Annotated in this window: 26 protein-coding genes and 1 pseudogene; 11 read left to right on the top strand and 16 right to left on the bottom strand. The window is 60.3% G+C overall.

The features are described 5' to 3' along the window. Positions 1–5: 5 nt before the first annotated feature. The 6 genes from CAG47_RS04365 to dadA all read right to left on the bottom strand — a co-directional run bounded on the left by CAG47_RS04365 (position 6) and on the right by dadA (position 6285). On the bottom strand, positions 6–1928 hold the full coding sequence (locus tag CAG47_RS04365) for an acetyl-CoA hydrolase/transferase C-terminal domain-containing protein (RefSeq protein ID WP_085723689.1): 1923 nt from the start codon (positions 1926–1928) through the stop codon (positions 6–8). Positions 1929–2187: 259 nt separating this feature from the next. Beyond that, positions 2188–2610, bottom strand: coding sequence for a cytochrome c5 family protein (locus CAG47_RS04360; protein ID WP_085723687.1), 423 nt, complete (start codon positions 2608–2610; stop codon positions 2188–2190). A gap of 182 nt (positions 2611–2792) precedes the next feature. After that, on the bottom strand, positions 2793–3341 hold the full coding sequence (locus tag CAG47_RS04355; protein WP_007975150.1) for a cupin domain-containing protein: 549 nt from the start codon (positions 3339–3341) through the stop codon (positions 2793–2795). 142 nt (positions 3342–3483) lie between these two features. Further along, positions 3484–4557: an alanine racemase gene (gene alr, locus CAG47_RS04350; protein WP_085723685.1), complete on the bottom strand. Its 1074-nt coding sequence runs from the start codon at positions 4555–4557 to the stop codon at positions 3484–3486. Positions 4558–4655: 98 nt separating this feature from the next. Beyond that, positions 4656–5009: a RidA family protein gene (locus tag CAG47_RS04345; RefSeq protein ID WP_085723684.1), complete on the bottom strand. Its 354-nt coding sequence runs from the start codon at positions 5007–5009 to the stop codon at positions 4656–4658. Continuing rightward, positions 4981–6285: a D-amino acid dehydrogenase gene (gene dadA / locus CAG47_RS04340; RefSeq protein WP_085723961.1), complete on the bottom strand. Its 1305-nt coding sequence runs from the start codon at positions 6283–6285 to the stop codon at positions 4981–4983. Before dadA ends, CAG47_RS04345 begins: the two co-directional genes overlap by 29 nt. Positions 6286–6442: 157 nt before the next feature. Here dadA and CAG47_RS04335 point away from each other — a divergent pair, with 157 nt between their 5' ends. Next, entirely contained in the window at positions 6443–6931 is a 489-nt protein-coding gene (locus CAG47_RS04335; RefSeq protein WP_007975155.1) for an Lrp/AsnC ligand binding domain-containing protein, read from the top strand. 100 nt (positions 6932–7031) lie between these two features. On the opposite strand, the gene CAG47_RS04330 is transcribed toward CAG47_RS04335, so the two are convergent. Then, complete coding sequence (locus CAG47_RS04330; protein ID WP_085723683.1) at positions 7032–7385, bottom strand: YkgJ family cysteine cluster protein; 354 nt, start codon at positions 7383–7385, stop codon at positions 7032–7034. Between the two features lie 146 nt (positions 7386–7531). Here CAG47_RS04330 and CAG47_RS04325 point away from each other — a divergent pair, with 146 nt between their 5' ends. Next, positions 7532–8839 carry an FAD-binding oxidoreductase gene (locus CAG47_RS04325; RefSeq protein WP_085723681.1) on the top strand — a complete coding sequence of 436 codons (1308 nt, stop codon included), beginning with the start codon at positions 7532–7534 and terminating at the stop codon, positions 8837–8839. Between the two features lie 127 nt (positions 8840–8966). Here CAG47_RS04325 and CAG47_RS04320 read toward each other — a convergent pair whose 3' ends face one another. Next, complete coding sequence (locus tag CAG47_RS04320) at positions 8967–9212, bottom strand: DUF1127 domain-containing protein (RefSeq protein WP_085723679.1); 246 nt, start codon at positions 9210–9212, stop codon at positions 8967–8969. 179 nt (positions 9213–9391) lie between these two features. On the opposite strand from CAG47_RS04320, the gene CAG47_RS04315 reads away from it, so the two are divergent. Together CAG47_RS04315 and CAG47_RS04310 are read left to right on the top strand one after the other, a co-directional pair. Then, the gene (locus CAG47_RS04315; protein ID WP_085723677.1) at positions 9392–10825 is read left to right on the top strand and encodes a PLP-dependent aminotransferase family protein; all 1434 of its coding nucleotides are present in this window, start codon (positions 9392–9394) and stop codon (positions 10823–10825) included. A 60-nt stretch (positions 10826–10885) separates the two neighbouring features. Beyond that, positions 10886–12460 (top strand): phospholipase D family protein, encoded by a 1575-nt coding sequence (locus CAG47_RS04310; RefSeq protein WP_085723675.1) that lies wholly within the window; start codon positions 10886–10888, stop codon positions 12458–12460. On the opposite strand, the gene CAG47_RS04305 is transcribed toward CAG47_RS04310, so the two are convergent. Next, on the bottom strand, positions 12457–13602 hold the full coding sequence (locus tag CAG47_RS04305; protein WP_085723673.1) for an MFS transporter: 1146 nt from the start codon (positions 13600–13602) through the stop codon (positions 12457–12459). The genes CAG47_RS04310 and CAG47_RS04305 overlap by 4 nt on opposite strands. A gap of 260 nt (positions 13603–13862) precedes the next feature. Next, the gene (locus CAG47_RS04300) at positions 13863–15356 is read right to left on the bottom strand and encodes an aldehyde dehydrogenase (protein WP_085723671.1); all 1494 of its coding nucleotides are present in this window, start codon (positions 15354–15356) and stop codon (positions 13863–13865) included. Positions 15357–15590: 234 nt separating this feature from the next. Here CAG47_RS04300 and CAG47_RS04295 point away from each other — a divergent pair, with 234 nt between their 5' ends. Beyond that, a complete protein-coding gene (locus tag CAG47_RS04295) occupies positions 15591–15953 on the top strand; it encodes a cupin domain-containing protein (RefSeq protein WP_085723669.1) in 363 nt (120 codons plus the stop codon). A 134-nt stretch (positions 15954–16087) separates the two neighbouring features. On the opposite strand, the gene rpmG is transcribed toward CAG47_RS04295, so the two are convergent. Together rpmG and rpmB are read right to left on the bottom strand one after the other, a co-directional pair. Beyond that, entirely contained in the window at positions 16088–16243 is a 156-nt protein-coding gene (gene rpmG, locus CAG47_RS04290; protein WP_003177274.1) for a 50S ribosomal protein L33, read from the bottom strand. Positions 16244–16254: 11 nt separating this feature from the next. Further along, positions 16255–16488 carry a 50S ribosomal protein L28 gene (gene rpmB / locus CAG47_RS04285; protein WP_003177273.1) on the bottom strand — a complete coding sequence of 78 codons (234 nt, stop codon included), beginning with the start codon at positions 16486–16488 and terminating at the stop codon, positions 16255–16257. 445 nt (positions 16489–16933) lie between these two features. Here rpmB and CAG47_RS04280 point away from each other — a divergent pair, with 445 nt between their 5' ends. Continuing rightward, on the top strand, positions 16934–18520 hold the full coding sequence (locus CAG47_RS04280; RefSeq protein WP_085723667.1) for an ABC transporter substrate-binding protein: 1587 nt from the start codon (positions 16934–16936) through the stop codon (positions 18518–18520). 107 nt (positions 18521–18627) lie between these two features. Here the strand turns inward: CAG47_RS04280 and radC are convergent, their stop codons facing one another. Next, the gene (gene radC, locus CAG47_RS04275) at positions 18628–19302 is read right to left on the bottom strand and encodes a DNA repair protein RadC (RefSeq protein WP_085723665.1); all 675 of its coding nucleotides are present in this window, start codon (positions 19300–19302) and stop codon (positions 18628–18630) included. Positions 19303–19437: 135 nt separating this feature from the next. Here radC and coaBC point away from each other — a divergent pair, with 135 nt between their 5' ends. The 4 genes and pseudogenes from coaBC to argB all read left to right on the top strand — a co-directional run bounded on the left by coaBC (position 19438) and on the right by argB (position 23672). Continuing rightward, complete coding sequence (coaBC, locus tag CAG47_RS04270) at positions 19438–20646, top strand: bifunctional phosphopantothenoylcysteine decarboxylase/phosphopantothenate--cysteine ligase CoaBC (RefSeq protein ID WP_085723663.1); 1209 nt, start codon at positions 19438–19440, stop codon at positions 20644–20646. Between the two features lie 5 nt (positions 20647–20651). Next, entirely contained in the window at positions 20652–21107 is a 456-nt protein-coding gene (dut, locus tag CAG47_RS04265) for a dUTP diphosphatase (RefSeq protein WP_007975171.1), read from the top strand. A 265-nt stretch (positions 21108–21372) separates the two neighbouring features. Next, positions 21373–22749: pseudogene (locus CAG47_RS04260) on the top strand (phosphomannomutase/phosphoglucomutase); the annotation flags it as partial. A gap of 17 nt (positions 22750–22766) precedes the next feature. Further along, on the top strand, positions 22767–23672 hold the full coding sequence (argB, locus tag CAG47_RS04255; RefSeq protein ID WP_085723659.1) for an acetylglutamate kinase: 906 nt from the start codon (positions 22767–22769) through the stop codon (positions 23670–23672). A gap of 185 nt (positions 23673–23857) precedes the next feature. Here argB and pyrE read toward each other — a convergent pair whose 3' ends face one another. Next, positions 23858–24502 (bottom strand): orotate phosphoribosyltransferase, encoded by a 645-nt coding sequence (gene pyrE / locus CAG47_RS04250; RefSeq protein WP_011336558.1) that lies wholly within the window; start codon positions 24500–24502, stop codon positions 23858–23860. A gap of 80 nt (positions 24503–24582) precedes the next feature. On the opposite strand from pyrE, the gene CAG47_RS04245 reads away from it, so the two are divergent. Beyond that, the gene (locus CAG47_RS04245) at positions 24583–25362 is read left to right on the top strand and encodes an exodeoxyribonuclease III (protein ID WP_003176915.1); all 780 of its coding nucleotides are present in this window, start codon (positions 24583–24585) and stop codon (positions 25360–25362) included. A 120-nt stretch (positions 25363–25482) separates the two neighbouring features. Here CAG47_RS04245 and CAG47_RS04240 read toward each other — a convergent pair whose 3' ends face one another. After that, complete coding sequence (locus tag CAG47_RS04240; RefSeq protein WP_085723657.1) at positions 25483–25851, bottom strand: DUF4870 domain-containing protein; 369 nt, start codon at positions 25849–25851, stop codon at positions 25483–25485. Positions 25852–25879: 28 nt separating this feature from the next. Further along, positions 25880–26602 carry a ribonuclease PH gene (rph, locus tag CAG47_RS04235; protein ID WP_085723655.1) on the bottom strand — a complete coding sequence of 241 codons (723 nt, stop codon included), beginning with the start codon at positions 26600–26602 and terminating at the stop codon, positions 25880–25882. Positions 26603–26604 lie beyond the last annotated feature (2 nt).

Raw genomic sequence — 26604 nt, 5'->3', positions numbered from 1 at the left:
GCTGGTCATTGCTCGGTGGCCTTCAGCCCCGTGAGCAACAAGCGCTGATACAAGTCCTCCTTCAGTCCCTCCGGGTTGGCCAGCTGCATCCGCTCCAGATGCTCGGAAAACAGCGCAGGCTCCGGCGCATCCAGCGCAGCCTTGCCCAGCTCCAGCACCTCGCTCAGCTTGAACTTGCTCTTGAGCCAGTTCAGCGCCCGCAACACATCCCGCTCGACCCCGGTGAAATCACAACCCAGCGGATACTCCGCAAACAGCTGCGGATGCCGCGCCTGAATCCCCTGCAACCGCTGCGGGCTGTTCTCGGTAAAGCGCGGATCAAGACGGAAATCCTTCGGCAATTTGCCGACCTTCTGCGCCTGCTCGATCAGCCCCTGTTGAAAGCGCGAGTCGCTGATATTGAGCAAGGCTTCAATCACCGCCGCATCGGTTTTACCGCGAAGATCGGCAATGCCGTATTCGGTGACCACGATGTCCCGCAGGTGTCGGGGGATTGTGCAGTGCCCGTACTCCCAGACGATGTTCGAACTGACGTCGCCTGCGGACTCGCGCCAGCTGCGCAGCAGCAACACCGAGCGCGCGCCTTGCAGCGCATGCCCCTGAACCACGAAGTTGTACTGCCCGCCGACACCGCTGAGCACACGCCCGTCTTCGAGCTGATCCGCCACGGCGGCACCGAGCAAGGTCACGGTGAACGCGGTGTTGATGAACCGCGCGTCAAGACGCTGCAAGCGCTTGAGTTCTTCCTGTCCATAAAGCTCGTTGATGTAGCTGATGCGGGTCATGTTGAATTCACACCGTTTGCGTTGCGGCAGCTCGCGCAGACGCTCATAGAAGCTGCGTGGCCCGAGAAAGAAACCACCATGCACCGAGATGCCGTCGGTTTGTGCGGCTTCGTCGAGGGTGCCTGCATTGGCCTGATGTTGGCTCGTCACGTCCGGGTAAACCTTGCGCCGCACGATTCCGGCATCCGCCAGTACCAGCAAGCCGTTGACGAACATTTCGCTGCAGCCATACAGGCCTTTGGCGAAAGGCTCGATGCCACCTTCGCGCTCGATCAGTTGTGCCCAGTGACTGAGGTTTACGTCTGCCAGCAAAGCCCTGTACCCGTCGCTGTCGGCCTGTCGCGCCAGCAGCGCCGCCGTCAGCGCATCGCCCATGGAACCGATGCCGATCTGCAACGTGCCGCCGTCACGCACCAGGGTGCTGGCATGCAGGCCGATGAAGTGGTCCTGACAACCCACCGGCATGTTCGGCGTGGAGAACAGCGTGGTGCTGTCCTTCTGGTCGATCAGCAGGTCGAAGGTGTCGATGCCCAGCTCCGCATCGCCGGGCATGTACGGCAAATCGTTGTGTACCTGGCCGACCATCAGGATGGTTTCTCCGGCCGCGCGGCGCTTGGCGATCATCGGCAATAGATCGAGGGTGATGTCCGGGTTGCAACTGAGGCTCAAGCGATCGGGATGTTCAACGTGACTGGCCACCAGTTGCGCCACCAGATTCAATCCGGCAGCGTTGATGTCCCGCGCCGCATGGCTGTAGTTGCTGCTGACGTAATCCTGTTGCGCCGTGGCACTGTTGAGCAGGCTGCCAGGCTGCATGAAGAACTGCTGGATGTGGATGTTGCCCGGCAGGTCATCGCGACGCAGGTCGGCGAGGAAATCCAGTTCTGGATAATCACCGAAAACCCGTTCGATGAAGGGTTCGAGGAAGCGCTTTTGCAACCCGTCACCCAAGGGCGGGCGCCCCAGGCACAGCGCGGTATAGATTGTCAGCTGGCGCTCGGGTAACTGTGCGATGCGCCGGTACAGCGCGTTGACGAAGTGGTTGGGTTTACCCAACCCCAGAGGCAGGCCCATGTGGATATGTGCCGGCAATTTCGCCAACACGTCATCGACCGCTTGCTCGATAGAACACTGCTGCACCATCAGGTCCTCCCTTACATTCCATGACGCGGGGTTGGACCGAGCTTGCCGGGGATTCGCTGCAATGAACAGCCTGTCGATGCCAATCGGCCGCCACAAAACCTGTAGGAGCGAGCATGCTCGCGATGAGGCCAGCACATCCAACATGGGTGCTGACTGACACGACGCCATCGCGAGCGTGCTCGCTCCTACAGGGGGCAGCGCGGAATTACAGGCACAAAAAAACCGTCCTTGGACGGTTTTTTGCGAACGATGCAGCGCCTTATTTCAGACCGGACATCTTCTGGATGGCGCCTTTGAGCTCGGCATCGGAGCAGTCGGCGCAGGTGCCTTTAGGTGGCATCGAATTGATACCGGTAATGGCTTTGGCCAGGATGCCGTCGAGGCCGCCCTGGTGATCGGCACGTTCTTTCCAGGCGGCGGCATCACCGATTTTCGGTGCGCCCAACAGGCCTGAACCATGGCAAGCGTTGCAGTGTTTTGCAATCACTTCATCCGGGGTTTTCGCACCACCACCGCCGCCAGCGGCAGAGGCCACTTCCATGCCCTTGCACTCTTTACCCTGAACACAAACCTGGCCGACTGGCTCAAGGCGTTTGGCGATATCGTCGTTGGTCGCAGCCTGAGCGCTGACACTGACAGCCCATAGGGCCAATACGGTTGCTGGTGCAGCCAGCATTTTCATAATTAGGTTCACGCGTTCACCCTCAATGGTGGCTAGTCACGCCTACGGCCACGGTTCGCAGGCGGGCGCAAGTATAGCGGTAAGCCCGTCGCACTGAAACAACCCCAAAGTCGCAAGGGTCTTGGGCGGCGGCGGAAAAACGACCCGGGCGCCTCTGCGATGCTGGCAGGACGCCTCTTTTCTTAGAAATTCGCCGGCGTGGCTGCGCTGATTAGTCGCGCAGGCGCATCGAACGGATTTCGGAAACGGTGTGGCTTGGTACTTTCAAAGTAGTAGCTATCGCCAGCTTCGAGGACAAAAGTTTCGAGACCGACCACCAATTCCAGTTTTCCTTCGACCAGGATGCCGGTTTCCTCGCCCTCATGGGTGAGCATCTCGTCACCGGTATCGGCACCTGGCGGATAGATTTCGTTGAGGAATGCGATAGCCCGGCTCGGATGCGCCCGACCGACCAGCTTCATGGTCACGGCGCCATCGGAAATATCGATCAGCTCGTTGGCCTTGTAGACGATCTGGGTCGGTTTTTCCTGCAGGATTTCTTCGGAAAAGAACTCGACCATGGACATGGGAATCCCGCCCAACACCTTGCGCAACGAACTGATCGAAGGGCTCACGCTGTTCTTTTCGATCATCGAAATGGTGCTGTTGGTGACACCCGCCCGTTTGGCGAGCTCACGCTGGGAAAGGCCTTTGAGCCTACGGATGGATTGCAGTCGTTCACCGACGTCCAAAGCTTGCGCCTCCAGGATTCAGGATTCAGGATTCAGGATTGTTGAAATAGTGAGCGTTATCATGGCGACAGCGTTCAGTATTTACAACACCTTGACCTGAATCCTGCTCAGCGAGGCGACTTCCGGTCTGGACCCGTGCGCACTAAGCCCCGGAATAGAGCATTGGCACCCGGCGCAGGTTGCAGAAAATCTGATAAGGAATCGTGCCAGCGGCTATGGCTACGTCACTGGCGAGGATGTTTTTGCCCCACAACTCGACGGTCGAACCGAGACCGGCCTGCGGTACATCGGTCAGGTCGATGCAGAGCATATCCATCGAGACCCGGCCGATCAGTTGGCTGCGCTGCCCGGCGACCAATACTGGCGTGCCGGTCGGCGCCAAACGCGGGTAGCCGTCGGCATAACCCATGGCCACCACGCCAATGCGCATCGGTTTAGGGGTGATGAATTTGGCGCCGTAACCGACGGGCTCGCCAGCCGGCAACTCGCGCACACTGATCACTTTCGATTCCAGAGTCATGACCGGTTGCAGGCGCGCGGCGACTTCATTGGCTTCTTCGAAGGGCGTGGCACCATAGAGCATGATGCCCGGACGCACCCAGTCACTCGGAATCTGCGGCCAACCGAGCACCGCTGGCGAGTTGCGCAGGCTGACCTCGGCGGACAAGCCCTTGCGCGCCGCTTCAAATACCGCCACCTGTTCGTTGCTTGCCTGTTCGTGCAGCTCATCGGCACGCGCAAAGTGGCTCATCAGCACCACTTTCGCGACCTTGCCGCTGGCCAGCAGCCGTTGATAGGCCGCCTGGTAATCCGCCGGATGCAGCCCCACGCGGTGCATGCCCGAATCGAGTTTCAGCCACACAGTGATGGGTTTGCTCAAGGAGGCTTTCTCGATGGCTTCGAGTTGCCACAGCGAATGCACTACGCACCAGAAATCATGCTCGACGATCAGCGCCAACTCGTCGGCTTCAAAAAAGCCTTCCAACAGCAGGATCGGCGCGCGGATGCCTGCCGCTCGCAGCTCCAGCGCCTCTTCGATACAGGCCACGGCAAACCCGTCCGCCTCGGCTTCCAGCGCCTGGGCGCAACGCACCGCGCCATGGCCATAGGCATCGGCCTTGATCACCGCAAGGGCTTTGGCCCCCGTGAGCTCACGGGCGACTCGATAGTTGTTGCGCAGGGCTTGAAGGTCGATAAGGGCACGGGCTGGACGCATGGCGGCAGACTTCTGGTCGGGTTATCGGGAAGAAAAACCGGCGCTGGCTGACGGCGTCAACCACCAACAGCGCCGGGAGAGGGATCTTTCTGACAGGCTTATGGCAGAGCGGCTACAACCGACAGCTCAACCAGGATTTCCGGTTCGCACAATTTCGATTCAACCGTGGCGCGGGCCGGGGCGACGCCTTTTGGCAGCCACTTGTCCCACACCGCGTTCATGCCTTCGAAATCCGCGTCGATGTCTTTCAGGTAAATCGTCACCGACAGCAGATGGTGCTTGTCGGTGCCCGCCAGATCGAGCAAACGCTCGATGTTGGCGAGAGATTCACGGGTCTGCTGTTCAATCCCGGCGTTCATGTCATCGCCCACCTGTCCGGCCAGGTAAACCGTGCCGTTATGGGTGACGATCTGACTCATGCGCTCATTGGTGAGCTGGCGCTGGACTGACATGCTTTGCAGACTCCTGGGATTTGTTGCCATAACGGGAAATATCGAGGCCTTCGGCGCTGATCTGCGGCTTTTTCTTCGCCATCAGGTCAGCCAGCAAGCGACCGGAGCCGCAGGCCATGGTCCAGCCGAGCGTGCCGTGACCGGTATTCAGGAACAGATTCTTGAACGGGGTGGCACCGACAATCGGGGTGCCGTCCGGGGTGGTCGGGCGCAGGCCGGTCCAGAAGCTGGCCTGGGCCAGATCGCCGCCCTGAGGATAAAGATCGTTGACGATCATCTCCAGGGTTTCGCGACGGCGCGGGTTCAACGACAGGTCAAAACCGGCGATTTCAGCCATGCCGCCAACGCGGATGCGGTTGTCGAAACGGGTGATCGCGACCTTGTAGGTCTCGTCGAGAATGGTCGAAGTCGGGGCCATCGCCGAGTTTGTGATCGGCACGGTCAGGGAGTAACCCTTGAGCGGATACACCGGAGCCTTGATGCCCAGCGGCTTGAGCAGTTGCGGCGAGTAGCTGCCCAGTGCCAGCACGTAGCGGTCGGCGGTTTCCAGCTTGCCGTCGATCCAGACGCCGTTGATGCGGTCACCTGCGAAATCGAGGCGCTGAATGTCCTCGCCGAAACGGAATTGCACGCCCAGTTTTGCTGCCATTTCTGCAAGCTTGGTGGTGAACATCTGGCAGTCGCCAGTCTGGTCGTTCGGCAGGCGCAGGGCACCGGCGAGGATGTCCGTGACGCTGGCCAGCGCCGGTTCAACGCGGGCAATGCCTTCGCGGTCGAGCAGTTCGAACGGCACACCGGACTCTTTCAGCACGGCGATGTCTTTCGCCGCGCCGTCCAGTTGCGCCTGGGTACGGAACAGTTGGGTGGTACCGAGGCTGCGGCCCTCATAGGCAATGCCGGTTTCGGCACGCAGTTCATCGAGGCAGTCGCGGCTGTACTCGGACAGACGGACCATGCGCTCCTTGTTGACCGCATAACGGCTGGCGGTGCAATTGCGCAGCATCTGTGCCATCCACAGGTACTGGTCGATGTCGGCAGTGGCCTTGATCGCCAGCGGTGCATGACGCTGCAACAGCCACTTGATGGCCTTGAGCGGCACACCCGGCGCGGCCCACGGAGAGGCATAACCCGGCGAGACTTGCCCGGCGTTGGCGAAACTGGTCTCCATGGCAGCAGCCGGCTGCCGGTCCACTACCACCACTTCAAACCCGGCACGGGCCAGATAATAAGCACTGGTGGTACCGATGACGCCGCTACCCAAGACCATGACGCGCATTTTCATATCCCTCATCGCGGCTAACCGCTGACGTTTGTTGTTCAGAGCTTCAGATGCGCGCAGTGTAAAAAAGATTTGCCAGTGCTTTTCACTATATAAACGCCTATATTTGGCGACAATTCTCGGCAAAAACCCTTTTCACGGAGGCGCATCCCCTATGCGTACCAACACTCAGACCAAACGCGAGCTGGACAAGATCGACCGCAACATCTTGCGGATCCTGCAGGCGGACGGGCGGATTTCCTTTACGGAGCTTGGAGAAAAGGTCGGGCTCTCGACCACGCCCTGCACTGAGCGGGTCCGGCGTCTGGAGCGCGAAGGGATCATCATGGGCTACAACGCCCGGCTCAATCCGCAGCATTTGAAGGGTAGTCTGCTGGTGTTCGTCGAGATCAGCCTGGACTACAAGTCCGGTGATACTTTCGAAGAGTTCCGACGTGCGGTGCTCAAATTGCCCCATGTGCTGGAATGCCACCTGGTGTCAGGGGATTTCGACTACCTGGTGAAGGCGCGGATTTCCGAGATGGCTTCGTACCGCAAATTGCTGGGCGACATCCTGCTCAAGCTGCCGCATGTGCGCGAGTCCAAGAGCTACATCGTGATGGAAGAGGTGAAAGAGAGCCTGACGTTGCCGATTCCGGATTGAAGATGGCGGCGCGCCTTTCGCGAGCAGGCTCGCTCCCACAGGTACGGCGGCGTCCTTGTGGGAGCGAGCCTGCTCGCGAATACAGGCGACTAGGTCTCTCTTAAACCAATACCTGGCGGTTCGAGGCCATATACTCGAACACCTGCTGCTCCACCCGCGGGTGAATCAGCTCCATCGGCCTACGCCCATTGGGGCATGGCAAGGTCTTGGTGGTACCGAACAATCGGCAGATCAGCGGCCGCTCGTCATACACCGTGCAACCATTGGGCCCCAGGTGCACACAGTTGAGTTCTTCCATGGCGGCATCCTGCTCGGCGCGGGTCTTGCGCGGCAAGCGCGACATTTCTTCCGGCGAGGTGGTCACCGGCCCGCAGCAGTCGTGGCAGCCGGGAACACACTCGAACGAAGGAATCTGCTGTCGCAATGTGCGGATTGTCTGGCTATTGCAGCTCATTGCAGCGGTGACCGATAGCGAAATGAAACGGGATTCTGACGCAAAAGCCCCGATCCAGACAGCGCCAGCCGACCAATGTTGCCCGTCCGGGAAGGTCCGGCTTATGCTCCGTCAAATTTTCTAAACATCAGACCAGGACCACGCACATGATTGCCCGTGCTCAACAGCCTGCTGCGGACCACACCGCTTCCTACTACGCCGCCAGCAGCCTGCCGCAGCCCGGACACCCCGCACTCAAGGGCGAAGTGCTGGCCGATGTCTGTGTGGTGGGTGGCGGTTTCTCGGGGTTGAACACGGCGCTTGAGCTGGCCGAACGCGGCCTGCGCGTGGTGTTGCTTGAAGCCCGTAAAATCGGCTGGGGAGCCAGTGGACGCAATGGCGGGCAGTTGATTCGCGGCGTTGGCCACGGTCTCGATCAATTTGCCGACGTCATCGGCGTCGAAGGCGTGCGACAGATGAAACTCATGGGCCTGGAAGCCGTGGAAATCGTCCGGCAACGGGTCGAGCGCTTCCAGATCCCCTGCGACCTGACATGGGGTTACTGCGACCTCGCCAACAAGCCCCGCGACCTTGAAGGTTTCGCCGAAGACGCCGATGAGCTGCGCAGTCTCGGTTATCGCTACGAGACCCGTTTGCTGCAAGCCAACGAGATGCACACCGTGGTCGGCTCCACGCGTTACGTCGGCGGCCTGATCGACATGGGCTCGGGGCACCTGCATCCACTGAACCTGGCCTTGGGCGAAGCAGCCGCCGCACAACGGCTGGGGGTCCAGTTGTTCGAGCAATCGGCCGTGACCCGCATCGACTATGGTCCCGAGGTCAAGGTCCATACCGCCGGGGGTTCGGTGCGCGCCAAAACCCTGGTACTGGGTTGCAATGCCTACCTCAATAACCTCAACCCGGAACTCAGCGGCAAAGTCCTGCCCGCCAGCAGTTACATCATCGCCACCGAGCCACTGAGCGAAGAACAGGCCCACGCCTTGTTGCCGCAGAACATGGCGGTCTGCGACCAGCGAGTGGCGCTGGACTACTACCGGCTCTCGGCGGACCGGCGCCTGCTGTTTGGCGGTGCCTGCCATTACTCGGGCCGCGACCCGAAAGACATCGCCGCGTACATGCGTCCGAAAATGCTGGAAGTCTTCCCGCAACTGTCCGGGGCGAAGATCGACTATCAATGGGGCGGCATGATCGGCATTGGCGCCAACCGCCTGCCACAGATCGGACGACTCAAGGACCAGCCGAACGTGTACTACGCCCAGGCCTACTCCGGTCATGGCGTGAATGCCACGCACCTGGCGGGCAAGCTGCTGGCCGAAGCCATCAGCGGCCAGCACAGCGGCGGATTTGATTTGTTCGCCAAGGTGCCGCACATCACATTCCCCGGCGGCAAGCATTTGCGTTCGCCGTTGCTGGCGCTGGGGATGTTGTGGCACCGGCTAAAAGAGTTGGTCTGAAGGTTTGGTTTGGTCTGTACCGGCTTCATCGCGAGCAGGCTCGCTCCCACAGTGGTTATGCGTTGTTCACAAATCCCCTGTGGGAGCGAGCCTGCTCGCGATGAGGCCCTGAAGAACACTGCAAAACTCAGATCCGCCAGAACGGCTTCAGCCCCTCCTCCAGCGCCTGCTCCCGTGTCAGCCCGATATCCTTGAGCTGATCGGCCGTCAGCGCCAGCAACGCCTTGCGCGTATGCAGCCGACACCAGAACAGATCCCAGCGACCCAGAGCGGATGACGCATTGCCCACAGGCGCGTTGCGTGCACTGTCCTTTTGCCCTGCCGCCAGTTCCTGACTGTGTAATGTCAGCCGCACATCGCTCAAACCGTTCATCTTGGATGCTCCTGTTTACTTGGGTAGCCAGAGGTTCCATGATGCGCGGGGACGCAAAAGCATTACAGATTCAAAGCATCTGTATTAAATCCATACAGATTTGCCGATTCCGCCACTGAATCCCGATTTTTTGCCCGATCTGTACTGGTTAACCGAATCATCCCTATCGAGGCTGCACCATGACCCTTTACGTCAACCTCGCCGAGCTGCTCGGCACACGTATCGAACAGGGCTTCTATCGCCCCGGTGACCGGCTGCCCTCGGTACGAGCTCTGAGTGTCGAGCACGGTGTCAGCCTGAGCACGGTGCAGCAGGCCTATCGGATGCTGGAAGACAGCGGGCTGGCCATGCCACGGCCCAAGTCGGGGTACTTTGTTCCCGCCAGTCGCGAATTGCCGGATTTACCAGCGGTCGGTCGCCCGGCGCAGCGACCGGTGGACATCTCTCAATGGGATCAGGTGCTGGAACTGATTCGCGCCGTACCGCGCAAAGATGTGGTGCAACTGGGCCGCGGCATGCCGGACATCACCAGCCCGACCATGAAGCCGCTGTTGCGTGACCTGGCGCGAATCAGCCGGCGTCAGGACATGCCCGGTCTGTATTACGACAACATCCACGGCAACCTCGAACTGCGCGAACAAATCGCTCGCCTGATGCTCGATTCCGGCTGCCAGTTGAGTGCCAGCGATCTGGTGGTCACCACCGGGTGCCATGAAGCGCTGTCCACCAGCGTGCGCGCGATTTGCGAGCCGGGGGACATTGTGGCGGTGGACTCGCCGAGCTTCCACGGCGCCATGCAGACTCTCAAGGGCCTGGGCATGAAAGCCCTGGAAATCCCCACCGATCCGCTGACCGGTATCAGCCTCGAAGCGCTGGAACTGGCCCTGGAGCAGTGGCCGATCAAGGTCATACAGTTGACCCCAAACTGCAACAACCCGCTGGGCTACATCATGCCGGAGTCGCGCAAGCGCGCTCTGTTGACGCTTGCACAGCGGTTTGACGTGGCGATCATCGAGGACGATGTGTATGGCGAGCTGGCCTATACCTATCCGCGCCCACGCACGATCAAGTCCTTCGACGAGGACGGTCGCGTCCTGTTGTGCAGTTCGTTTTCCAAGACCCTGGCGCCGGGTCTGCGCATCGGCTGGGTCGCGCCCGGCCGTTATCTGGAACGGGTGCTGCACATGAAATACATCAGCACCGGCTCCACCGCGCCACAACCGCAGATCGCCATCGCCGAGTTCCTCAAGGGCGGGCACTTCGAACCGCATTTGCGCCGAATGCGCACGCAATACCAGCGCAATCGCGACATCATGATCGATTGGGTAACCCGCTGGTTCCCGGCCGGCACCCGCGCCAGCCGTCCGCAAGGCAGCTTCATGCTGTGGGTCGAGCTGCCGGAAGGCTTCGATACCCTGAAACTAAATCGTGCCTTGCACGACCAGGGCGTACAGATTGCTGTCGGCAGCATCTTTTCCGCCTCAGGCAAATACCGCAATTGCCTGCGCATGAACTACGCTGCCAAGCCAACACCGCAAATCGAAGAAGCGGTGCGCAAGGTCGGCGCGGCAGCGATCAAGCTGCTGGCGGAGACCGATCAGCTCAGCGACTGACTTTTACTCGGGAATCAGCGTCCATATGCCTAACTGCGCCGCCAAACGGAACGATCCCACGTGAGAGTCAAACAGCCCCTGCTTGCTCTTCTGCTACTCACGACGCTCCTGGGCGGATGCTCCAGCTTCGACGTTCGGCGTGAACCGAGCCAGGCGCTGCCGGCCTCGGACTCCGCATTCGGCCGTTCGGTCCAGGCGCAAGCCGCACCTTACAACGGACAATCGGGCTTTCGCCTGCTATCGGACAGCACCGAGGCCTTCACCGCCCGCGCCGAACTGATCCGCAATGCCCAAAGCAGCCTCGACTTGCAGTACTACATCGTGCACGACGGCATCAGCACGCGCATGTTGATCGAAGAATTGCTCAAGGCCGCCGATCGGGGCGTAAGGGTGCGGGTTCTGCTCGACGATACCACCAGCGATGGCCTGGACCGGGTCATTGCCACCCTCGCCGCGCACCCGCACATCCAGATTCGCGTGTTCAACCCGCTGAATCTTGGCCGCAGCACCGGCGTGACGCGCACCATGGGCCGGCTGTTCAATCTGTCGCAGCAACATCGACGCATGCACAACAAGTTGTGGCTGGCGGACAACAGCATGGCCATCGTCGGCGGGCGCAATCTGGGGGACGAGTATTACGACGCCAAGCCCAACATGAACTTCACTGACATCGACCTGCTCGGTGTCGGTCCGGTTGCCGAGCAACTCGGGCATAGCTTCGATCAGTACTGGAACAGTGCCCTGAGCAAGCCGATCGACGAGTTCCTGTCGAGCAAACCCACGCCCCAGGACCTGGAAAAAACTCGAGCCCGACTGGAAGAGTCCCTGGCGCAAACGCGCAAACAGAATCACGCGCTCTACAAGCGCCTGATGACCTTCACCACGCACCCACGCCTGGACATCTGGCGCCGCGAGCTGATCTGGGCCTGGAACCAGGCATTGTGGGATGCGCCGAGCAAGGTACTGTCCAAGGGCGAACCCGATCCGCAGTTGCTGCTGACCACCCAACTCGCACCTGAACTCAAAAACGTCAGCAAAGAGCTGATCATGATCTCGGCCTACTTCGTGCCTGGCCAACCGGGGCTGGTGTACCTGACCGGGCGTGCCGATGCCGGCGTTTCCGTGAGCTTGCTGACCAACTCACTGGAAGCCACGGACGTTCCTGCCGTACACGGTGGTTACGCGCCCTATCGCAGGGCGCTGCTGGAGCACGGCGTTAAGCTCTACGAATTGCGTCGTCAGCCGGGTGAAGGTGGCGGCAGTGGTAGCGGACCGCATCTGTTTTCCAGCAGCACCTATAACGACTCTGATTCCAGCCTGCACAGCAAGGCGATGATTTTCGATCAGCAGAAATCCTTCATCGGCTCATTCAACTTCGATCCGCGCTCGGTACTGTGGAACACCGAAGTCGGCGTGCTGGTGGACAGCCCTGAATTGGCCGCACGAGTCCGCGAACTGGCCCTGCAGGGTATGGCCCCGGCCCTGAGCTATCAGGTAGAGCTGGAAAACGGCCAGATCGTCTGGACCACCGAAGACGACAAAAAAATGCACACCCTGACCAAGGAGCCAGGGAGTTGGTGGCGGCGCTTCAACGCCTGGCTGAGCAATTCGGTCGGGCTGGAGAAAATGCTCTAGGCCGGCTCGGCAAGCGCGCCGAACGCCCCTTGCCGCGACACCACGATCAACACGCCCAAGGCCCCCATGGCCATCAGCAACGGCAACGCATGGCCGCTGATCCACTGACTGCCGGCGCCCGCCAGCAACGGCCCGACCAGACAACCAATCCCCCACAGCTGTGCAATATGCGCGTTGGCGCGCACCAGTGCGTCGTCGCGATAACGCTCACCAATGAGGATCAGTGACAAGGTGAACAACCCGCCAGCGCTGGCGCCGAACAACACCCACAGCGGCCAGATCAGAAGCGTGTCGATCAGCATTGGAATCGCCAGGCTCGACAGCAGCAAGACAACTGCGCAGCCGGTAAACAACGCTCGGCGTGACAAGCGATCGGCCAACGCACCTATCGGCAATTGCAACACTGCGTCACCGACCACCACCGTACTGACCATCGCCAGGGCGATTTCCGTGGTGAAGCCCTGGCGCAGGCAATAGACCGGCAACAGCGTCAGAATCATGGCCTCGAACGCGGCGAACAGCGACACCGCCCAGGCAATCGCGGGCAGGCCACGACAGAACTCAAGCAAATCACGCAGGGTCACACTGCTGGCCTCGCTGCTCGGCGCCCCACTGCGCCCCAGCAACAAGAACGGAGCAGCCATCAGCAAGCCGACGCCAACCCAAAAGCCATAGTCGTGCTCGGTGCCAAGGAAACCCAGCAATACCGGCCCGGCCAGTTGGCTCAATGCGTAGCTGCTGCCATACAGCGCCACCAGCCGCCCACGCCACTCCTCGACCACCAGTTGATTGATCCAGCTTTCACCGATAATGAATACAAGGGTGAGGATCACCCCGATCATCAGCCGCAAGACCAACCAGATCGGATAGCTCGGCAACAGCGCCAGCAAACCGATCGAAACCGCCCCGCCCCACAGGCACAGGCGCATCAGATTGGCCGTGCCGAGTCGCGCCGCCAGGTGGCTGGAAATTTTCGCCCCCAACAGGACGCCGATGGCCGGCATCGCGGCCATCACACCAATGGCAAACGAGCCGTAGCCCCAGCTCTCCAGGCGAAACGACACCAGCGGCATACTGACACCCAGGGCCAGGCCGACACTCAAGACAGATGCCAAAACGGCAAAATAAGTCGCCCAACGCATGTTCCACGCTCCTGTGGATATTTTTATGTACGACACAAATCATTGTGGGAGCGAGCCTTTGTGGCGAGGGGGCTTGCCCCCGTTGGGTCGCGGAGCGGCCCCAAAACCTGCAATTGCGGCGTATCAATTACTCCGCATGCAATGGTTTTGCGCCTGCTCCGCAGCCGAACGGGGGCAAGCCCCCTCACCACAGGGCTCGCTCCCACAGGAGATCTGCGTCGTTCGGGAGGCCTGCTGCAAAGCAGGCCTCCCTTAACGACTTACAACTTGATCCAGGTCGCCTTCAGCTCGGTGTATTTGTCGAACGCATGCAGCGACTTGTCGCGGCCGTTGCCGGACTGCTTGAAGCCACCGAATGGAGCGGTCATGTCGCCGCCATCGTACTGGTTGACCCACACGCTACCGGCACGCAGTGCGCGGGCGGTGAGATGAGCCTTGGAGATGTCGGCAGTCCACACAGCCGCAGCCAGGCCATACGGCGTGTCGTTGGCGATCGCGATGGCTTCTTCGGCGCTGTCGAATGCGATGACCGACAGTACCGGACCGAAGATTTCTTCCTGGGCGATTTTCATCGCGTTACTCACACCGTCGAAAATCGTCGGCTCAACATAAGTGCCGCCAGTTTCCTGGAGCGTACGCTTGCCACCGGCCACCAGCCTGGCGCCGTCGGCATGACCGGACTCGATGTAGGACAGCACGGTGTTCATCTGCTGTGTATCGACCAGCGCGCCGACGTTGGTCGCCGGGTCCAGCGGGTTGCCCGGCTTCCAGGTTTTCAGTGCCTCGATCACCAGCGGCAGGAACTTGTCCTTGATCGAACGCTCCACCAGCAGGCGCGAACCGGCGGTGCAGACTTCGCCCTGGTTGAAGGCAATGGCCCCGGCAGCCGCTTCGGCAGCGTCCTGCAGGTTCGGCGCATCGGCGAACACGATGTTCGGGCTCTTGCCACCGGCTTCGAGCCAGACGCGCTTCATATTCGACTCGCCGGAGTAGATCAGCAGTTGCTTGGCGATCTTGGTCGAACCGGTGAACACCAGGGTGTCGACATCGTTGTGCAGGGCCAAGGCCTTGCCGACGGTGTGACCGTAACCCGGCAGTACGTTCAGCACACCTTTCGGAATGCCGGCCTGGACAGCCAGTTCGGCGATGCGGATGGCGGTCAGCGGGGATTTTTCGGACGGCTTGAGGATCACCGAGTTACCGGTGGACAGCGCCGGCCCCAGCTTCCAGCACGCCATCATCAGCGGGAAGTTCCATGGCACGATGGCGCCGACCACGCCCACCGGCTCACGAGTCACCAGGCCCAGTTGATCGTGCGGGGTTGCAGCGACTTCGTCGTAGATCTTGTCGATGGCCTCGCCGCTCCAGCTCAGGGCTTGCGCCGCGCCGGGGACGTCGATGTACAGGGAATCGCTGATCGGCTTGCCCATGTCCAGGGTTTCAAGCAGGGCCAGCTCTTCAGCATGCTGCTTGAGCAGGCCGGCGAAACGGATCATGGTGGATTTGCGCTTGGTCGGAGCCAGGCGCGACCAGACACCGGAATTGAAGGTGGCGCGAGCGTTTTCCACAGCGCGCTGGGCATCGGCGGCGTCACAGCTGGCAATCTTGCCCAGCAGACGGCCATCGACCGGGCTGATGCACTCGAAGGTCTCGCCGGAGACGGCGTCGGTGTATTCGCCATTGATATAGGCGCGACCTTCGATTTTCAGGTCGCGGGCACGTTGTTCCCAGTCGGCACGGGTCAGGGTGGTCATGCGAGTGTCCTCCTCTTATTGAATACGACACCCGCGTTCTTCGCGGGCGCTGTCAGGAATTCTGCCCGGCCAGCCTGCTTTTCGGCCCAAGGCAACCGTCACCCTAAACCAGCCGCCCCTAATGTTTCAATATATTTGACATAACGCCGGCAAACGGCCTTGCGATGTTCATTTTAATAAACATAGACTTTGGACTTTTCCACCACTGCGCCGTAATCACGAGAGATAACAACAATGAACATCCAGAACGTCGTCGACTTCAGCCAGGCCACCACCGCCGCCGAACGCTACCGTCCGGACCCGGCCAAAGTGCTCAAGGGCGACCCGGAGCAAGTCGTCTACAACCACTACAACAGCCCGTGCGGCCAGTTGAACGCTGGGGTGTGGGAAGGTGCAGTCGGTCAGTGGACAGTGAATTTCACCGAGCACGAATATTGCGAGATCCAGCAAGGGGTTTCCGTGCTGCGCGATCTGGATGGCAATGCCAAGACGCTGCGAGTGGGTGATCGCTTTGTGATCCCGGCAGGTTTCCGGGGTACCTGGGAAGTGCTGGAGCCTTGCCGCAAGATTTATGTGGCGTTTGAGCAGAAGGCCTGAAGCTTTGTGCTGAATCGGCCGGCCTCATCGCGGGCAAGCCCGCGATGAGGCCCTCAAAAGCAACACAAAATCCAGGCAACAAAAAAGGCCCGTATCTCGCGATACGGGCCTTTTTCGTAAGAGGGAAAAATCAATTACTTGATTTTGCCTTCTTTGTAGATCACGTGCTTGCGAACAACCGGATCATATTTCTTGATCTCGATTTTGTCCGGAGTAGTACGCTTGTTCTTGTCGGTAGTGTAGAAGTGACCAGTACCGGCGCTCGAAATCAAACGAATCAATTCACGCATGATTAGCTCCCTTAAACCTTGCCATCGCGACGAAGTTCGGCCAGCACGACACTGATGCCACGCTTGTCGATGATGCGCATGCCTTTGGCAGATACGCGCAGACGCACAAAACGTTTCTCTTCTTCAACCCAGAAGCGGTGATGCTGCAGGTTCGGCAGGAAACGACGACGGGTTTTGTTGTTTGCGTGGGAAATGTTGTTCCCAGTCACCGGACCCTTACCGGTAACTTGACATACTCTAGACATGCCTCAGCCCTCTAAAACCACATGCCCAACCCGGCATGGGTTGGCCGCTTAATCTCTAGTCATTGTGGCGCCAGGCGCCGCGATTCTTTAGAGGTCTTACCGGCTACACCTACAGTGAAGGAACCGGGCCCCTAGAAAAGAGCGCTGCTTTATACCAGAAAGACTGGAGAGCAACAACATTCGGTGTGCGTTGAATTCACAAAAAGCCCGTTTTCCGGGCTCCGAGCGCCTTGGACAAAGGCTATCGCCGATGCCGACCGCTCGTCGCAGAGAATCGATCGTCGAGCCAACCCGGAGTTTTGCCCGACCGCTGCACAGCAAAATCGCTCGCCAATGGTCCCCTCAAAATGAAAAAGGGGATAGTCATTTGCAAAAGAGCCCACTAGGGTAAGCCTTTTCCAGACTGCACTCGCAGATGGGCCTTCGATCTGTAAAGGAACCGACCATGCGCCTCGCTGCCCTACCGCTGTTGCTCGCCCCGCTTCTGCTGAGCCCACAGGCCTTTGCCGCCGCCCTGAGCGTCTGCACCGAGGCCAGCCCTGAAGGGTTCGACGTGGTGCAATACAACTCGCTGACCACCACCAACGCTTCGGCCGATGTGCTGATGAACCGCCTGGTGGACTTCGACACGGCCAGTGGCAAGGTGGTCGCCAGCCTCGCCGACAGCTGGGAAATCAGCCCCGACGGCCTGACCTACGTTTTCAGGCTGCACCCGGAGGTGAAATTCCATCGCACCGAGTACTTCACCCCAACGCGAGACCTGAATGCCGAAGACGTGATTTTCAGCTTCGACCGCATGCTCGATCCGGCCAATGCGTGGCACAGAGTCGCCCAGAGCGGCTTCCCGCATGCGCAATCGATGCAGTTGCCTGCGCTGATCAAGAAAATCGACGCTCTCGACCCGCTGACCGTGCGCTTCACCCTCGACCACCCGGATTCAACCTTCCTGGCGACCCTGAGCATGGGCTTCGCCTCGATCTATTCGGCCGAGTACGCCGATAAGCTGATGAAGGCCGGCACACCCGAGAAACTCAACAGCCAGCCGATCGGCACAGGGCCGTTCGTGTTCACCCGCTTCCAGAAGGACGCCTCGGTTCGCTACAAAGCCAACCCTGACTACTTCGGTGGCAAACCCTCCGTAGATCCGCTGATCTTCGCCATCACGCCGGACGCCAACGTACGCTTGCAGAAGTTGCGTCGCAATGAATGCCAGATCGCCCTGTCGCCCAAGCCCCTGGACGTACAGGAAGCGCTGAAGGAGCCGGCCCTGAAAGTCGAAAAGACTGACGCGTTCATGACCGCATTCGTCGGCATCAACAGCCAGCATCCGCCGCTGGACAAGCCAGAAGTGCGTCAGGCCATCAATCTCGCCTTCGACAAGGCCAATTACGTCAAAGCGGTGTTCGAAGACACCGCTGAAGCGGCCAACGGTCCGTATCCGCCGAACACCTGGAGCTATGCGAAGAACCTTCCGGGTTATCCCCATGACATCGCGAAGGCCAAGGCGTTGATGGCCAAGGCCGGGCTCAAGGACGGCTTCCAGACCACCATCTGGACCCGCCCATCCGGCAGCCTGCTCAACCCCAACCCGAGCCTCGGCGCTCAACTGCTGCAGTCCGATCTCGCGGAAATCGGTATTCAGGCCGAAATCCGCGTGATCGAATGGGGCGAGCTGATCCGCCGCGCCAAGGCTGGTGAACACGACTTGCTGTTCATGGGCTGGGCCGGCGACAACGGTGACCCGGACAACTTCCTCACGCCGCAATTTTCCTGCGCCGCGGTCAAGTCCGGGACCAACTTCGCCCGTTACTGCAACCAGGATCTGGACAGGCTGATCAGCGCCGGCAAAACCACCGGCGAGCAAGGTGTGCGCAGCAAACTCTACGAACAGGCCCAGACGCAGATCCAGCAACAGGCACTGTGGCTACCGCTGGCCCACCCGACGGCCTTCGCGTTGACGCGCAAGGATGTCGAGGGGTATTCGGTCAGCCCGTTTGGGCGTCAGGATTATTCGAAGGTCAATCTGAAATAACGACGCGCCCCCTGTAGGAGCGAGCATGCTCGCGATGGACTGAAGAACACCGCTGGGTATCAGGTGCCCAGCGTCATCGTTAACGACCATCGCGAGCATGCTCGCTCCTACATCCACCCATACTCGGCCATCGACAACGGATCGCCGTCGCCGATGATGAAATGGTCAAGCACCCGCACGTCAATCAGCTCCAACGCCTTTTGCAGGCGCTTGGTCAGCACTCGATCGGACTGACTGGGGTCGGTGTTTCCCGACGGGTGGTTGTGACAGAGGATCAATGCCGCTGCGTTATTGGCCAACGCGCGCTTGACCACCTCTCGCGGATGAACACTGGTGTTGTCGATGGAGCCGCGAAAAAGCGTCTCGAATGCCAGTACCTGATGCCTGGAATCGAGAAACAGACAGCCAAACACCTCATGCGGCTCATGGCGCAGCATCGACTTCAGGTACTCGCGAACAGCCTGTGGATTTTCCAGTGCCGACTTCTGGCGCGCCCGCTCAGCCAGATGACGCCTGCTCATTTCTTGAGCAGCCTGCAACTGCGCAAATTTCGCCGGCCCGAGCCCCAACTGCTTGCTGAACGTTTCCTGATCAGCCTCAAGCAACAATCGCAAACTGCCGAACTGGCTCAGCAGATGTCTCGCCAGATCGACGGCGCTTTTACCCACCACCCCTGTTCGCAGGAAAATCGCCAGCAACTCGGCATCCGACAGGCTTCCCGAGCCGTGTTCAAGCAACCTCTCCCGTGGCCGCTCCGCCGCCGGCCAATCGCGAATACTCATAGCACCTCCCTGTCTTTTGGCACCGCTGTTCCGTAGCGGTCGCTGTGATATCGTAGCCCATCTTTTTTGCGGGCGAATTCACCCTGGGGAGGGGGTTTCGCCACGTATGTCACCCACGAATTGAAAGGCAGGCCTATGCAGCGGCTGTATCGGAAACGCATTGTTCTGGGCGTCGGCGGCGGTATCGCTGCCTACAAGAGCGCCGACCTGGTTCGCCGCCTGATCGATCAGGGCGCCGAAGTGCGCGTGGTCATGACCCGAGGCGGCGCGGAATTCATCACCCCGCTGACCATGCAGGCTCTGTCCGGGCACCCGGTCCACATGGACCTGCTGGACCCGGCGGCCGAAGCGGCCATGGGCCACATCGAACTGGCCAAATGGGCCGACCTGGTACTGATCGCCCCGGCCACCGCCGACCTGATCGCACGCCTGGCCCAGGGTATCGCCAACGACCTGCTGACGACCCTGGTGCTGGCCACTGACGCCATAGTCGCCGTCGCCCCGGCCATGAACCAGGCCATGTGGCGCGACCCGGCAACCCAAGCCAACCTGCAGCTCCTTGAAAGCCGCGGCTTGAAGACCTTCGGCCCGGCCTCCGGCAGCCAGGCCTGTGGCGATGTCGGCATGGGCCGCATGCTCGAAGCCACCGACCTCGCCCAATGCGCCGCCGACTGCTTCCAGCGTCAGGCACTGACCGGCAAACACGTGCTGATCACCGCCGGCCCGACCCAGGAAAACATCGACCCGGTGCGCTACATCACAAACCATAGTTCCGGGAAAATGGGCTTTGCCCTGGCCGAAGCCGCCGTGGAAGCCGGTGCCCGCGTGACCCTGATCACCGGCCCCGTGCACCTGCCGACCCCGGATCGCGTCACCCGCATCGACGTGGTCAGCGCCCGAGACATGCTGGCCGCCTGCGAAGCAGCGATTCCTTGTGACCTGTTCATCGCCTCGGCAGCCGTCGCGGACTACCGCCCGGAGGTCGTTGCCCCACAGAAACTCAAGAAAGATCCTACGAATGGTGACGGCTTGTTACTGCAAATGGTGCGAAACCCGGACATCCTGGCCACCATCGCCACCCGTCCCGACCGCCCGTTCAGTGTCGGTTTCGCCGCCGAGACCGAGCACCTGCTCGACTACGCTGCACGCAAGTTGAAAGACAAGAACCTCGATTTGATCGTCGCCAACGACGTCGCCAACCCGAGCATTGGCTTCAACAGCGAAGAAAACGCCTGCAGCGTCATCGACCGTGAGCTTCACGCCACACTCTTCGCCCAGACCAGCAAGAGCAAGATTGCTCGCCAACTGATCACTTTTATCGCCGAACGTCTGAACCAGGTTTAATTTACATGCACGCTTTGCAAGCCAAGATCCTCGACCCCCGCATCGGTACCGAATTCCCGCTGCCGCAATACGCCACTCCGGGCTCCGCCGGCCTCGACCTGCGCGCCATGCTGGAACAGGACACCGTGATCAAGCCGGGTGAAACCGTGCTGATCCCCACCGGTCTGTCGGTTTACATCGGCGATCCGAACCTGGCGGCGCTGATACTGCCGCGTTCCGGGATGGGCCATAAGCACGGCATCGTGCTGGGCAATCTGGTGGGCTTGATCGACTCCGACTACCAAGGCCCATTGATGGTCTCCTGCTGGAACCGTGGCCAGACCGAATTCACCATGCCGGTCGGCGAGCGTTTGGCGCAGCTGGTGCTGGTGCCGGTGGTGCAGGCTCACTTCGAGATGGTTGAAGAGTTTGTTGAAACCGAGCGCGGCACTGGCGGTTTCGGCCATACCGGTACTCGTTGATTCGACAGGGATGCATTGTGGTAAGGGAGCTTGCTCCCTCACCACAAAATTCAAATTGTCATCTGCAAGGTTTAGCTCCGAAAATCAAGGCATTGCCCGGTCAAACCCTTGCCATCGGGGGCGTCATGGCCCTTTCACACCACGAACTCTCTGTGGAAAACGCCGTCATACCCTTCAGTTTGAGCCTGTCGCCGAATAAATCGGCGGCTTGTCCAGCCACTTTCGAGATGGAGCATTTCCACAGATGAACACACCGGCCAAAATCGCACCCAAGTTCCCTGACAGCATTTTTCGCGCCTATGACATCCGCGGTACAGTCCCGGAATTCCTGAACGCTGAAACCGCTTACTGGATCGGCCGCGCCGTCGGCTCCCAAAGCCTGGCCCAGGGCGAACCGAACGTATCCGTTGGTCGCGATGGCCGCTTGTCCGGCCCGGAACTGGTCGCGCAGTTGATCAAAGGCATCGCCGACAGCGGCTGCCACGTCAGCGATGTCGGCCTGGTCCCGACACCGGCGCTCTATTACGCCGCCAACGTACTCGCCGGCAAATCCGGCGTGATGCTCACCGGTAGCCACAACCCGTCGAACTACAACGGCTTCAAGATCGTCATCGCTGGCGACACCCTGGCCAATGAACAGATCCAGGCCCTGCACGACCGCCTCAAGACCAACGACCTGAGCAGCGGCCAGGGCAGCATCACCCAGGTCGAGATCCTCGACCGCTACACCACTGAAATCGTCCAGGACATCAAGCTGGCCCGTCGCCTGAAAGTGGTGGTCGACTGCGGCAACGGCGCGGCCGGCGTGATCGCCCCGCAACTGATCGAAGCGCTGAACTGCGAAGTCATCCCGCTGTTCTGCGAAGTGGACGGCAACTTCCCGAACCACCATCCGGACCCGGGCAAGCCTGAAAATCTCGAGGACCTGATCGCCAAGGTCAAGGAAACCAACGCTGACATCGGCCTGGCCTTCGACGGCGATGGCGACCGAGTGGGCGTGGTAACCAACACCGGCAGCATCGTCTACCCGGACCGCCTGCTGATGCTGTTCGCGCGTGACGTGGTAGCACGCAACCCCGGCGCCGAGATCATCTTCGACGTCAAATGCACCCGCCGCCTGATTCCGCTGATCAAGGAGTACGGCGGCCGGTCGTTAATGTGGAAGACCGGTCACTCGTTGATCAAAAAGAAAATGAAACAATCCGGCGCCCTGTTGGCCGGCGAAATGAGCGGGCACATCTTCTTCAAGGAGCGCTGGTTCGGTTTCGACGACGGCATCTACAGCGCCGCGCGGTTGCTGGAAATTCTCAGCAAGGAAAAATCCTCGGCCGAAGAGCTGTTCGCGACCTTCCCGAACGATATTTCTACGCCGGAAATCAATATCCATGTGACCGAAGAGAGCAAATTCAGCATCATTGATGCATTGCACGACGCGCAGTGGGGCGCAGGCGCCGACCTGACCACCATTGACGGCGTGCGAGTCGACTACGCCAAAGGCTGGGGCCTGGTACGCGCATCCAACACCACACCGGTGCTGGTGCTGCGTTTCGAGGCCGATGACGAGGCTGAATTGCAGCGCATCAAGGACGTATTCAAAGTCCAGTTGAAGCGTGTTGCACCTGATCTCCAACTACCGTTCTGATTCACCCGGAGCCCTGAATGACCCTCGAACGCGAAGCCGCCGCCAACACCGCCAAGGTCCTGTCCGAAGCGCTGCCTTACATCCGCCGATATGTCGGCAAGACTCTGGTGATCAAATACGGCGGCAACGCGATGGAAAGCGAGGAGCTGAAAACCGGCTTTGCCCGCGACATCGTGCTGATGAAGGCCGTGGGCATCAACCCGGTGGTGGTTCACGGTGGCGGCCCGCAAATCGGTGACCTGCTCAAGCGCCTGTCGATCGAAAGCCATTTCGTCGACGGCATGCGCGTCACCGACGCCGCGACCATGGACGTGGTGGAAATGGTCCTGGGTGGCCAGGTCAACAAGGACATCGTCAACCTGATCAACCGACATGGCGGCAGCGCCATCGGCCTGACCGGTAAAGACGCCGAGCTGATTCGCGCGAAGAAACTCACCGTTACTCGCCAGACCCCGGATATGACCCAGCCTGAAATCATCGACATCGGTCACGTTGGCGAAGTGGTCGGGATCAACACCGATCTGCTGAACCTGCTGGTCAAAGGTGATTTCATCCCGGTGATCGCGCCGATCGGCGTTGGCGAAAACGGCGAGTCGTACAACATCAACGCTGACCTGGTGGCCGGTAAAGTCGCCGAGGCGCTGAAAGCCGAGAAGCTGATGCTGCTGACCAACATCGCCGGCCTGATGGACAAGTCGGGCAAGGTGCTGACTGGCCTGAGCACTCAGCAAGTTGACGATCTGATTGCCGACGGCACCATCTACGGCGGCATGCTGCCGAAGATCCGTTGCGCACTGGAAGCGGTCCAGGGCGGAGTGGGCAGCTCGCTGATCATCGACGGTCGCGTGCCGAACGCGATCCTGCTGGAAATCTTCACCGATACCGGCGTGGGCACCCTGATCAGCAATCGCAAGCGTCACTAAGCGATAGCGCATACAAAAAGACCCCGCTCAGCCTGGCTGAGCGGGGTCTTTTTCATTCACCGAAACTGTCCCTGTAGGAGCGAGCACGCTCGCGATGGACGTAAACGATGACGCGGGCATCCTGCTAACCCACGGTGCTTATGCGCTCATCGCGAGCGTGCTCTCTCCTACAGGAGAGTGGTGCGTTATACGCCGAACTGGGCGCGGTACGCTTCCACGGCAGGCAGGTGCTGCTTGAGCTGAGGATCGTCAGCCAGGAATTCCAGTACCTGGTTCAGCGAAACGATGCTGATCACCGGAATGCCGAAATCACGCTCCACTTCCTGGATCGCCGACAGCTCACCGTTGCCGCGCTCCTGACGGTTCAGGGCGATCAGCACGCCGGCGGCCTTGGCGCCGTCCTGGGAAGCGATGATTTGCATTACCTCGCGGATCGCGGTACCGGCGGTGATCACATCGTCGATGATCAGGACGTCGCCGGTCAGCGGTGCGCCGACCAGGCTGCCGCCTTCGCCATGGGCCTTGGCTTCCTTGCGGTTGAAGCACCATGGCAGGTCACGGTTGTGATGCTCGGCCAGGGCCACGGCGGTGGTCGCCGCCAACGGAATACCCTTGTAGGCCGGGCCAAACAGCACGTCGAAAGGAATGCCGCTCTCGGCAATGGCGGCGGCGTAGAAACGACCCAGCTGCGCCAGGGCCGAACCCGAGTTGAACAGGCCGGCATTGAAGAAGTAAGGACTGGTGCGCCCGGACTTCAGGGTGAACTCACCGAAGCGCAAAACGCCGCGATCGATGGCAAAACGGATGAAATCGCGCTGATACGCTTGCATGAAAAACCCCAAATACCACGGATTTAGCTAATTAGCTTGACGCCGTGTATCATACACGCACGCGATTTTTGGGGCCATTTATGCGGATCATCAGTGTGAACGTCAATGGTATTCAGGCTGCAGTCGAGCGTGGTTTGCTCAGTTGGCTGCAAGCACAGAATGCCGACGTCATCTGCCTGCAGGACACCCGCGCCTCCGCCTTTGAACTGGACGATCCAGCCTTCCAACTGGATGGATACTTCCTTTATGCCTGCGATGCCGAAGTCCCTGCCCAAGGTGGCGTGGCTTTGTATTCGCGGCTGCAACCGAAGGCGGTCATCAGCGGTCTCGGTTTCGAGACGGCCGACCGCTACGGGCGCTACCTGCAAGCCGATTTCGACAAGGTCAGCATCGCGACCTTGCTGCTCCCTTCGGGGCAGAACGGCGATGAAGACTTGAACCAGAAGTTCAAGCTAATGGACGACTTCGCCCGTTACCTGGATAAACAGCGGCGCAAACGTCGCGAGTACATTTATTGTGGCTCGCTTTACGTGGCGCAACAGAAGCTGGATATCAAGAACTGGCGCGACAGCCAGCAATCTCCAGGCTTCCTGGCACCTGAGCGTGCCTGGATGGACGAGATTGTCGGCAACATGGGTTATGTCGACGCCCTGCGGGAAGTCAGTCGGGAAGGCGACCAGTACAGCTGGTGGCCGGATAACGAACAGGCGGAGATGCTCAACCTCGGTTGGCGCTTCGACTATCAACTGCTGACCCCGGGCCTGCGCCGCTTTGTACGCAGCGCACGCCTGCCACGCCAGCCGCGGTTCTCGCAACACGCGCCGCTGATCGTGGACTACGACTGGACGCTGACCATTTAAGCGTCGATTCGCAGACACAAAAAAGCCGACAGCAATGTCGGCTTTTTTGTTGGCAATTGCTTTCCTGTAGGAGCGGGTGCCCGCTTGCGGCATGCTCCTACAGGGGGGGGCAGATGATCGTTATTTGATCAACCGCCAAGTGAACGGATACCGATAAGGCTGGCCTTCATTGGCCTTCACCCCGGCAATGATCGTCAGCACCAGCGCACCGATCGCGATCAGGCCAAACAGGAAGAATCCGATGATCACCACCATCAGCAGGAAGCTGATGGCGGAAGCGATGGCGACGGTGATCTGAAAATTCAGCGCTTCCTTGCCCTGGGCATCGATGAACGGATCCATCTCGCGCTTCATCTGCCAGAGAATCAGCGGGCCAATGATCGTACCGAACGGAATCCAGATCCCCAGCAAGGCGGACAAGTGGCAGAACATCGCCCACTGACGCACCTCTTGGCTCGGCGTGGGCAGCGGCAGTTGCTCGTCACTCATGGTGTCCTCCTTGCCTGGAGCAGTCCGGTCAGTCGGCCAATGCGGCCTTTTGCAGTTCGAAGATCTCGTTCATGCCTTTCTTCGCCAGCTCCAGCATGGCGTTCAGCTCTTCAGGCTGGAACGGCGCGCCTTCGGCAGTGCCCTGGACCTCGATGAAACCGCCAGCGCTGGTCATCACCACGTTCAGGTCGGTCTCGGCGGCCGAGTCTTCCAGGTAGTCGAGGTCGAGTACAGGCTCACCCTTGTACATGCCCACGGAAACCGCGCCGATCATCTGTTTGACCGGGTCGCCGCCCTTCAGGCCGCCACGCTTCTTGATGACTTTCAAGGCATCGATCAGCGCAACCATGGAGCCGGTAATCGAAGCAGTGCGGGTGCCGCCATCGGCCTGGATCACATCGCAGTCGACGTACAGGGTGACGTCGCCCAGTTTGGACATGTCCAGCGCAGCGCGCAGGGAGCGACCGATCAGACGCTGGATTTCCAGGGTGCGACCGCCTTGCTTGCCACGACTGGCTTCACGCTGGTTACGCTCGCCGGTGGCGCGCGGCAGCATGCCGTACTCGGCGGTCAGCCAACCCTGGCCCTGGCCTTTCAGGAAACGCGGTACGCCCGGTTCAACGCTGACGGTGCAGATGACCTTGGTATCGCCGAACTCGACCAGCACAGAACCCTCGGCGTGTTTGGTGTAGTTGCGGGTGATGCGGATCGAGCGGAGCTGATCGGCAGCGCGACCACTTGGACGTATCATAG

It is taken from the genome of Pseudomonas sp. R37(2017) (genome assembly GCF_002113375.1).
GTDB lineage: Bacteria > Pseudomonadota > Gammaproteobacteria > Pseudomonadales > Pseudomonadaceae > Aquipseudomonas.
The sequence above is the reverse complement of the archived record's forward strand: the minus strand, read 5'-3'. Positions and strand labels throughout refer to the sequence as shown.

What these genes read in the sequence shown, in the direction of transcription:
- CAG47_RS04335 (WP_007975155.1), top strand. Translation starts at nt 6,443, where the DNA reads ATGCGTACCAACACTCAGACCAAACGCGAGCTGGACAAGATCGACCGC.
- CAG47_RS04360 (WP_085723687.1), bottom strand. Translation starts at nt 2,610, where the DNA reads ATGAAAATGCTGGCTGCACCAGCAACCGTATTGGCCCTATGGGCTGTC.
- CAG47_RS04295 (WP_085723669.1), top strand. Translation starts at nt 15,591, where the DNA reads ATGAACATCCAGAACGTCGTCGACTTCAGCCAGGCCACCACCGCCGCC.
- CAG47_RS04280 (WP_085723667.1), top strand. Translation starts at nt 16,934, where the DNA reads ATGCGCCTCGCTGCCCTACCGCTGTTGCTCGCCCCGCTTCTGCTGAGC.
- CAG47_RS04315 (WP_085723677.1), top strand. Translation starts at nt 9,392, where the DNA reads ATGACCCTTTACGTCAACCTCGCCGAGCTGCTCGGCACACGTATCGAA.
- pyrE (WP_011336558.1), bottom strand. Translation starts at nt 24,502, where the DNA reads ATGCAAGCGTATCAGCGCGATTTCATCCGTTTTGCCATCGATCGCGGC.
- CAG47_RS04305 (WP_085723673.1), bottom strand. Translation starts at nt 13,602, where the DNA reads ATGCGTTGGGCGACTTATTTTGCCGTTTTGGCATCTGTCTTGAGTGTC.
- alr (WP_085723685.1), bottom strand. Translation starts at nt 4,557, where the DNA reads ATGCGTCCAGCCCGTGCCCTTATCGACCTTCAAGCCCTGCGCAACAAC.
- CAG47_RS04325 (WP_085723681.1), top strand. Translation starts at nt 7,532, where the DNA reads ATGATTGCCCGTGCTCAACAGCCTGCTGCGGACCACACCGCTTCCTAC.
- argB (WP_085723659.1), top strand. Translation starts at nt 22,767, where the DNA reads ATGACCCTCGAACGCGAAGCCGCCGCCAACACCGCCAAGGTCCTGTCC.
- CAG47_RS04240 (WP_085723657.1), bottom strand. Translation starts at nt 25,851, where the DNA reads ATGAGTGACGAGCAACTGCCGCTGCCCACGCCGAGCCAAGAGGTGCGT.
- dut (WP_007975171.1), top strand. Translation starts at nt 20,652, where the DNA reads ATGCACGCTTTGCAAGCCAAGATCCTCGACCCCCGCATCGGTACCGAA.
- dadA (WP_085723961.1), bottom strand. Translation starts at nt 6,285, where the DNA reads ATGCGCGTCATGGTCTTGGGTAGCGGCGTCATCGGTACCACCAGTGCT.
- radC (WP_085723665.1), bottom strand. Translation starts at nt 19,302, where the DNA reads ATGAGTATTCGCGATTGGCCGGCGGCGGAGCGGCCACGGGAGAGGTTG.
- CAG47_RS04345 (WP_085723684.1), bottom strand. Translation starts at nt 5,009, where the DNA reads ATGTCAGTCCAGCGCCAGCTCACCAATGAGCGCATGAGTCAGATCGTC.
- CAG47_RS04320 (WP_085723679.1), bottom strand. Translation starts at nt 9,212, where the DNA reads ATGAACGGTTTGAGCGATGTGCGGCTGACATTACACAGTCAGGAACTG.
- rpmB (WP_003177273.1), bottom strand. Translation starts at nt 16,488, where the DNA reads ATGTCTAGAGTATGTCAAGTTACCGGTAAGGGTCCGGTGACTGGGAAC.
- CAG47_RS04330 (WP_085723683.1), bottom strand. Translation starts at nt 7,385, where the DNA reads ATGAGCTGCAATAGCCAGACAATCCGCACATTGCGACAGCAGATTCCT.
- rpmG (WP_003177274.1), bottom strand. Translation starts at nt 16,243, where the DNA reads ATGCGTGAATTGATTCGTTTGATTTCGAGCGCCGGTACTGGTCACTTC.
- CAG47_RS04245 (WP_003176915.1), top strand. Translation starts at nt 24,583, where the DNA reads ATGCGGATCATCAGTGTGAACGTCAATGGTATTCAGGCTGCAGTCGAG.
- CAG47_RS04300 (WP_085723671.1), bottom strand. Translation starts at nt 15,356, where the DNA reads ATGACCACCCTGACCCGTGCCGACTGGGAACAACGTGCCCGCGACCTG.
- rph (WP_085723655.1), bottom strand. Translation starts at nt 26,602, where the DNA reads ATGATACGTCCAAGTGGTCGCGCTGCCGATCAGCTCCGCTCGATCCGC.
- CAG47_RS04365 (WP_085723689.1), bottom strand. Translation starts at nt 1,928, where the DNA reads ATGGTGCAGCAGTGTTCTATCGAGCAAGCGGTCGATGACGTGTTGGCG.
- coaBC (WP_085723663.1), top strand. Translation starts at nt 19,438, where the DNA reads ATGCAGCGGCTGTATCGGAAACGCATTGTTCTGGGCGTCGGCGGCGGT.